General features: G+C 40.1%; 5 protein-coding genes and 1 pseudogene. 1 reads left to right on the forward strand and 5 read right to left on the reverse strand.

Going from position 1 to position 8,605, the window contains the following annotated elements; genetic code table 11:
- Positions 1-1,147: 1,147 nt before the first annotated feature.
- Positions 1,148-1,807, reverse strand: coding sequence for a DUF6796 family protein (locus tag QZ562_RS17400; RefSeq protein WP_293762969.1), 660 nt, complete (start codon positions 1,805-1,807; stop codon positions 1,148-1,150).
- A 293-nt stretch (positions 1,808-2,100) separates the two neighbouring features.
- Between QZ562_RS17400 and QZ562_RS17405 the strand changes: the two are divergent.
- Positions 2,101-2,427: pseudogene (locus tag QZ562_RS17405) on the forward strand (transposase); the annotation flags it as partial.
- A gap of 578 nt (positions 2,428-3,005) precedes the next feature.
- On the opposite strand, the gene QZ562_RS17410 reads toward QZ562_RS17405, so the two are convergent.
- The 4 genes from QZ562_RS17410 to QZ562_RS17425 all read right to left on the reverse strand — a co-directional run.
- Entirely contained in the window at positions 3,006-3,806 is an 801-nt protein-coding gene (locus tag QZ562_RS17410; RefSeq protein ID WP_293762972.1) for an SDR family oxidoreductase, read from the reverse strand.
- 579 nt (positions 3,807-4,385) lie between these two features.
- Entirely contained in the window at positions 4,386-6,350 is a 1,965-nt protein-coding gene (locus QZ562_RS17415) for a methyl-accepting chemotaxis protein (RefSeq protein ID WP_293762974.1), read from the reverse strand.
- A gap of 391 nt (positions 6,351-6,741) precedes the next feature.
- Positions 6,742-7,107, reverse strand: coding sequence for a hypothetical protein (locus QZ562_RS17420; RefSeq protein WP_293762977.1), 366 nt, complete (start codon positions 7,105-7,107; stop codon positions 6,742-6,744).
- 908 nt (positions 7,108-8,015) lie between these two features.
- Positions 8,016-8,605, reverse strand: a 590-nt coding sequence (locus QZ562_RS17425; RefSeq protein WP_293762980.1) for a formate--tetrahydrofolate ligase, incomplete at its 5' end; no start/stop codon positions are given.

Raw genomic sequence — 8,605 nt, forward strand, 5'->3', positions numbered from 1 at the left:
ATAGAAAATACGTTATGGTGATGATATAAAATGAGTGGAGATCGTAAAAGAGTGAAATGTATATAATCAGATATGTGTAAAAAAAGAAGTTGGTGAAGGTGATAGATATTAGTTGGTATCAAGTTTGAATGCATTTATTTTTTCGAGCAGAAGACGACATACGAGATCTAGTACGATCTCGTGGGCGCAGAGGTGTGTATAAAAGACAGGGTGGTGTAGTTCCCACATTAGAGAAGAAGAAGTCAACTAAGCCGTCGTCATCTAGGTCGGTGACAGCTATACCCATCGGATAACTGTATTCATCACTACTTGGATTAGCAATGTCGACAAAGGTATTGTTACCCTTATTTTTCCAAGTTTTTACGTGGCCAGTGTCGTGGGCAACAACTAAGTCTTCTAGACCATCATTGTCCATATCTACAAAAATACCCATAAAAGTATTGTGCTTGTATCTCAAACCGGACGAATCAGTGATGTCGGTGAAGGTATTATCACCATTATTTAATACCATCAAGCTGCTACCGCCGTAACCTTTTTTGTTGAAGATATTCTGACCTTCAACCAGCTCTTTATTAATATAACCGGATATGTACATATCAAAATGACCATCACGATTGATATCGCTTAACGCTACAGACATGGGTGTGGTGTCAGTTTTAATTGGTAAATCAAGTTTTTGGGCAGTGAAACTCCCGCCTTCATTGAGATGTAACCAAACGCCAGTCGTGCGGGTAATAATGAGATCAGAGTAACCATTATTATCCACATCTAATACCGCAGCGGCAAAGGTGGCGTCCTGCAATTCAGGTTTACCAACAATGTCACTATTGAGGGGTTGTAATCTGCCTTCTTTATATGCAAAAAGTGCATCTTTTTGATTAGGACCGCCACCGATAAACAGTTCTTCTGTGCCATCATTGTCAATATCTATGATGGCACTAGCAGTAAACGGTAATGACTCTGCATTATTTATTTTTTGATCGAAATCTAGAAAATAAGAGTCAAATGTAGGGATGATTACCCCTTGTGTAGAAACATCATAATCAATATTTTTGTCCATGGTGAATTTGATAAGTACAATAACGACTAAAGCCGTAATCAGAAATACCGGTATTAACAATAGTTTTTTCATAGTTCCTTCAGAGCGCTACACTGGCGCAGTTAGTTTTTTTGCTTGAATTAAAGACATAATAAAAAACAAACCAAATCCGATATTAAGCGCAATTGGCATCATATATTTTCCTACAGTCGGGATGGCAAAGTAAGTTAAAAAGGACAGCAGCAACAACACTACCGGGCTAAGCAGTGCTTGCCACTTTTGATAATGAGAACGCCCCGTTGCCGCTAAATAGATAAAAATGACTGAGGTCGCCAATGTGGTGATACGAACAACCGTCAACAGATTTTCATATCGTAATTGATACAATGTGATGAGATGGTCGACATTTGCACCCAGATTTTGGGCATGGATCAATGCACCTATGCTGGCTCGCGAACTGATCCAGTCTGCACCAATCATGAAGCCGTAAGCACACAGTAAAAATCCGAAAAAAGCTATTTTTTGATTGGCCGGTTTCAGCATAAGATAAATATGCCAACTGCCTACTACATAAAGTGGTGCTGCAAATGCTCCCAAAAAATGTCCAAGTGTTTGTTGTTGATCAGAGGTAGCTAGCATAAAGCGGTAATGCGTCTCTGAATATCTCGCAAGCGGATCAAAATGTAGCAAAAATTCACCGGCCCCGACTAATATTGCAGCTAGTAAGCCAAGCAGTCCTGTTAGCATGACCATGTTTGGTCTTTGCATATACACCTCTATTTACGATATTAAATTAATTGATAAAAATCTATTACCCACATAAGACCGTGAATGAACATATATATTTCGTTATTGAATGAAAACGCTCTTAAGCCTTTATCAATTCACTCCCGATGAATGGGTTACCTGATAAAAGCCGCGACAAAAAATGAATTGAATAATCTTACTCACCGCCTTAGCCAGCGTGTGGCTGGTTTTCGTGAGCACAAGGGCTGATTAGTAACCGATGATGACAACGACAACCTAGCTTTGGGTATTCTGGCCCCCCCCCGATGTGACAAATTCATAGGTATTCCATGACTTATCGCATCGCTACAGGCAAACAGCATGGGCTTGCGGCAGATTGTGCATCAAATGTAGCAGGTTGCGGTCTCCATGCAGGTGTCAACTCGAAAGGTTGTGCCGTTACTTATTTTGAAGAGAGTCCCGCTCTGGGGTATCAGAAAAAAGGTTGGCATAACAACTTATGGCAAAGTGCGCACCCCACTTAAAACCCAATCGCGAAACGACATCCTGGTTGACCAGCATAGTCATATGGTCTTTAGCCGCGGGGTTTTATTGCCTGTTTAGCGGCCTTGGTGCCCAAAGCCCGCGTAAACCTTACACGTTTAGATGAGAGACATCCTTGTTTCTCACCCTTAGGGCACCTTTGGTTGTCCAGCCTGTTTATCTGGAATAACCAGCAGCAGCTGTGCTGGCCCGAAGGGTGAATTACATAGATGTCATCAGTAAATTCATTCTCTATGAATTAATCATGGTGTGTTTGTGTGGTGCGGCCCTCGAAGGGCGGCCCTCCGCGGTGCAGCCTTCATCAAACAATCGGCACTGCATGACAATAACGCCGGCAAAACGAAATAAAGCTAAACAAGCATTGCCGGTAGGGCAGGAAAAACGAGGGCATAAAAACACTAATCGATGCTCTGGGTGCAAATACTTAAGCGAGTTCTTGAAATAGAAGCTTGTGAGCAATGCATCGGTGCTATTAAGGTTATAGCGAGCATCGACAAATTTGTAGGCAAACCAATTTGCACAACGAATGCTACCCCTCTGGTTTAGACACGGGGAAATGTCTAATGAACATCTGTCTATAATCCAAAAAACACTGAGTCACCTGAATACAAAAATGACGAAATCGTCAAATTAATACCCCCACAAAGTAGAGCGCTACCTCAAATTAGAAGACAATTTATTTTCGCGATGTTCCTTCTTTTCCGAATAGAGATGCACCAAAAACTGTTAGTGATCGCGGGGAAAATCGATTACTGGAAACCAAAGCTTTATTAATTGCACCAGGCACAATTACAGACTTACCATTCAATAGTCCTTTAAATCCCTCTTTAGCTACATCCATTGAATCCATCGATAGGTTATCCATAAGAATGTTAGTTGTATGTCCTGCGGTATCAAATATTTCTGTACGAGTTGGTCCTGGGCATAATACGGAGTGTTTGACTCCCGTTCCTTTGAGTTCGAAATTTAAGGCTTCGGATAAGCTGATAACATAAGCTTTTGTCGCGGCATAGGTCGCCATATTTGGACCTGGCTGGAATCCATAGACAGAAGCGACCTGCATAATCCAACCCTCTTTACGACTAATCATACCGTGCAAAAATAAATGGGTGAGCTTTGTCAAAGAAACTAAGTTTAGTTGAATGATGCCTAATTTTTTGTCTAGTGGAATATCGTTAAATTTACCACTCAGTGCAATCCCTGCATTATTGATTAAAATGGAAACCTGTATTTTTCTGTCTTCAATGGTATCGAACAATTCCTGCGGTCCTGTCTCGGTTGATAAATCATTCTGAATGATTTCAATTCGTATATCGTTTTGTTGAGAAAGCTCTTTTTTTAATTCAGCCAGTCGCTGCTCCCTTCGAGCAGTGATAATTAGGTTACAGCCTGCTTTTGCATAGAGGCGGGCCAAATCTGCCCCGATCCCACTGCTGGCTCCCGTCACTAACGCCCACTTTCCTTTTAGTTCTTTCATTGAGCTTCCTATATTTTAAGAGTAAAAATATTTTGAGTCTTAGAAAAATAAACTGTCATTTTTTTCATAAAACTAGAATACATATTGCCTCATATTCTCCATATTTACATTTATTTTAAATCCTTGAAGGAGCGAACGTCGGCGATTTCTCGTTTATTATTTAACTGTTTCAAAAAGTTAAAGCTCAAAACAAGCGGCTCCCGCTATTATGCAGGTCGCTCTGAAGATTGGTTTTTTTATGATGATGAACGAGTATTTATTAAAACAGACTCATCTGAAGCAGTACTTTATTTTGTGGGTGACAAAGTAGAGTGCCATCCCATTATTTTTGGTCTTTAGGTGACTGAGTACGATTGTTGTTGCTTCAGAAAATGCATTTTTTTGCATACTGCTATATTTGTAAGCCACGCTAGGGCTTTGACTGTCAAGTCATGTGCGGTTTGACTAAATCACTAGGAATAGTGCGTGAATACTACTCTAAACTCGAAAAAGGATTGGTCGCCGATGTCATTCTTTGCAGTATAACTTTTTATACAACAAGTTTATCTTGCAACGATTTGAAGACAATTCTGTTAGCCGTTAAACCTTATAAGTTTGGATCCGTTTTTCCATATCATGGGCTATTTGTGACAGCTGCATGCTAGAAGCAGATAACTGTTCAGCACCCACCACTGTTTCTCTGGCTTGGGTATCGATACTTGCGACGTTACTATTAATGCTTTGGATGACCGAACTTTGTTCTCTTGTTGATGTAGCTATCACGCCAGTAACATCGTCCACAGACTTAATACTCTCGACGATCTTTGCCAATATGACAGATATTTGTTGTGCATTTGTAACGGCTTCTCTAGCTTGGTGGTTTCCACTTTCAATACTAGAAAATGCTTTTTGTGAACTAGTTTTCAATACGTCTACGACATCTGAAATTTCTTGGGTGGATTGTTGTGTACGTTTCGCTAGTGTGCGAACTTCGTCTGCAACTACTGCAAAACCTCTACCTTGTTCACCTGCTCTGGCGGCTTCTATAGCAGCGTTTAATGCAAGCAGATTAGTTTGATCCGCTACAGATTTAATCACGTCTACCATGCCTAAGATATCGTTAACTCGGCTGTTCAATTCTGTGATGGTTTCACCTACTTTGGCTACTTCTGTCGCTGTTTGAGAGATGCCTTGCATTGATATTTTGACTGCTTCTTCGCCGTTTATTGTTTGTTTCGCTGCGCGTTCTGCACCATCGGATGCAACTAACATATTTTCCGTCACTGATTTTATGCTAACACTCATTTCCTCCGTGGCACTGGCTATGCTAGAAATGTCTGCTTGTAGTTGCGTAAGATTTGCTTTGCTTTGTTGTGTCGCGCTGGCAGTTTGCTCTGTCGCTTCTCCCATTTGATAAGCGTTTTCTTGAAAATTAATGAAGTCAGCTCGGATATTTGCAAAGGTTATATTCATTAATTTCGCTATGACACCAAGCTCGTCTTCGGTGATTATTTCGACTGTATCAGTGAGATCTTTTTCTGAATCCACATTTTTCATAAACCTATTGATTTCGAAAGATTGTGACGATCTCAGTTTGATAGTACTGAATACTGCATATGCTATTGCTAACATCAAGATCAACACTATCGATTCAAATATAATGATCCTTAATTTAGAGCTGACATTATCTAGCGCATACAAAACTGTTTCATCCAATAGTGTTTGTTCTGTGGATTTCAACTTGTCGATACGCGCCGTTGCGGCACTAAACCAGTCATTTGCTTCCACGTTAAATTCATTCTCTGTGTTTTCTGCAATATCTCTAAAACGCTGTACATCAAGACTCTCTTTAGATCGAACAAACAGATCCAATACTTCTCTATAATCTAATGTGGCAACAGTGTAAGCAGATTTAATGTAGGTTTCCTGCTTTGTGACTAATTCAATGTAGCGAGAAAATAATGCTGAGGTGAATGTTCCGCTAGCAAACACATTGTTAAGAACGGCACGTTCGATACCTGCTTGCTCTTTAGCATAAGCGATATTGTAAAGGGTGAGAAATCTTTCTGATGAACTTGCTTCTTCTAGCTCAGATGCTAAATGGCCATTTAAATCTAAAATAAGCAGATTATTACCTGTGTAATAACTAAGTGCATCTGGCAGGGCGATATTCAAAGAATCAACTTGTTGACGGATGGTTTGTAATTGTCCCAAACCATTGAACAGTTGCTGAGTCGTTTTGTTGGTATGTTCGTGATAATTGGTATCGACCATAAACGTTTTAAGGTTGTTAACTTCTTTGTCAGTTATTGCTCTTTGATTCTTAAGTCCAGAGGTAAACATGGTACCTTTTGAACCTATATACCCCGCAGACATGCCTCGTTCTTTTTGCAATTCGTGCACAAGCTTGTTGGTGACAGTGACTAACCTGACATCAGCAATGGTTTCGTTTGCTTGGTCGAGGGCATAATAGGCGCGAAAAATATCTGCTGTGATAAATATAATTAAAACGGCAGCAGGAACAAGCGTTAACACAGATAGGTATCTAGATAACCAAAGTTTCATATTTATCCTAATGAAGATAATTTTCTTATAATTCTACGAAATAAGAAGAGATAAAATCAATAGTTTTTATTCTAAGTGAAAGTGAAGGGTTACCTGTTAAATTTTGAAAAACCATACCAAAAACAGTGTGTTAAAAGGATAATTGAGATGTTGGTTGGATAGGACTCTTAGACTAAAGTACTAGAAGAATCGATTGACGAAACATCAGAATAATGATTTTTCAATCTTTTTTTCAATCTTTTTTCAATCACTATTCGATCAGTGCAAAGGTTAAACCAACATTATTTTCTAAGGGGAGATTAGTTTAGAGCCAAAATACTGGCTGGTGTTCAAAACCCATCTAACACTTTATCTTTGCTTATATCTTGAGCTAAACATGCATCAGCTTGCCCTAACATTTTAGGGGTAAAGCCATAACCTGAATCGCCAGTAACTCATCACCGTCCTGTTCATAGTCAGCAATAGTCAAGCCTGAAAAGTGGCGAGTGTTTCCAAATCGAAACCTAAACTGTTCAACGAGCTCAAGCTGATTATTTTGAACGCGAAGAATGTGCACTGTTTGGGTGTCATCGTCATAACGAACAGTTGTAACGCCAGTATCAAGGTTCCCAACACCGTCAAAATCACCGGAGCTACTTTCACCAAAGTTGGCCCTATACGCCTTACTTACAGCGTCTTCAATAGTATACCTAATGGTATCGTCAAAGCCCGACTTTGACTGAAGAAACAGTTCAATAGCATCATGACCATTTAGCAAAATGTCATTTTTTCCATCGCCATTAAAGTCGCCAGTATCTAATCAACCCGCCACGGTTGAAACACCAATTTGTATTACTTCATTGAACGCCTGCTGATCATTTTGATGGTAATAAATCAAGTTTAAACCGTCGCGGACATCAAGGGTGGGGTACCTTACTTACCATTATTGTTTAAGTCAGTCGACGTCCATGTATCGGATAAGTTTGTCGTTTGCCTGCTCAATACGGAACGATATGCGTCAAACGGCGAATAAGGTTTTAGTTGTAGGAAGTGAACGATTTGTTGAAGAGGTTGATGACCTTACAGGAAAAATTTTAAAGGAAGGCAACAGGGGCAGGCTAGTCGTATGGCGAAAGAAGCTAAATCTTGTTCATTTGGATCTGACAGAATTTATCGAGTTTGTGCATAGCTCAATACACCTATGCTGGCTTACGGACTGATCCAATCCAATCTGTAGTAATCATGGAGCCATGAGCACGCAGTAAAAACCTAGAAAAAGCCAGTTTTTTGATTGGCAGGTTTTAGCATAGAATAAATATGCCAACTGCCAACTGCCAACTATTAACTGCCAACTATTAACTGCCAGCTATCAACTACCTATTACGTACAGGCGTGCTCAATATTGTTATGGTTACTAAATAGAGTAACAATTTAGTAAAACTGGTTAGTAAAACTGGTTAGTTCAATTGGGGTGAGCCCCACTGACTAGTTTTGACACACAGGTTACAGGTGGCCTCGAGCGAACAATGGACAGTCAGCGCGTGTTGTCAATTACAACGACTGATGCGGCAAGTTTACTGAGTTATCCGACTGTCAAAGTCTGAAGTTGAACTCGATTTTTTGTTCCTATTACAGGCTTTTGTCAATCAACATACTGACGTTCTTGATTATTTTTAAGATAATTATTTAAAATAATCCTTCAATCAAACCTTCGTCATTTAAGTTGATGTAATTTGCCGCGGGAAATCTTGGTAGGCCTGGCATGGTCATGATTGCTCCGCAAACTACAACAATAAATTCGGCACCTGCTGCAAGCCTAACCTCTCTGATTGAAATAATGTGATTTGATGGCGCACCTAACAAATTAGGCTCAGTCGAAAAACTATATTGTGTTTTGGCTATACATACTGGGAAGTGCCCGTACTCTTGCTCCCAGCTGGCAAGTGTATTGCGAACAGCGTCATCAGCAAAGATATCCCTAGCCCCATAAAGTGTGCGCGCAATATGACGGATCTTGTCGAGTAAAGACATGTTGTCAGGATAAAGGGTTGAAAATTTTGCACTTCCAGACTCCACTAACTCGACAACTTTATGTGCTAGTTCTTGGGCGCCTTTTGAGCCCTCGGCCCAATGTTTACAGACACACGCCTCCACACCTAAATCATTGCTGTACTCGATGATTGCTCGTCTTTCGTTTTCTGTTTTCGAGATACAATAATTAATTACAACCACCATAGTAACACCACACGGCAATAATTTACGCAAATGACGACAAA

Origin of the sequence: uncultured Paraglaciecola sp., from assembly GCF_913058035.1 — a bacterium.
Lineage (GTDB): Bacteria > Pseudomonadota > Gammaproteobacteria > Enterobacterales > Alteromonadaceae > Paraglaciecola.

Excerpts from the sequence above, each read along its gene's own strand:
- QZ562_RS17400 (WP_293762969.1), bottom strand. The coding sequence starts at position 1,807 with ATGCAAAGACCAAACATGGTCATGCTAACAGGACTGCTTGGCTTACTA.
- QZ562_RS17410 (WP_293762972.1), bottom strand. The coding sequence starts at position 3,806 with ATGAAAGAACTAAAAGGAAAGTGGGCGTTAGTGACGGGAGCCAGCAGT.
- QZ562_RS17415 (WP_293762974.1), bottom strand. The coding sequence starts at position 6,350 with ATGAAACTTTGGTTATCTAGATACCTATCTGTGTTAACGCTTGTTCCT.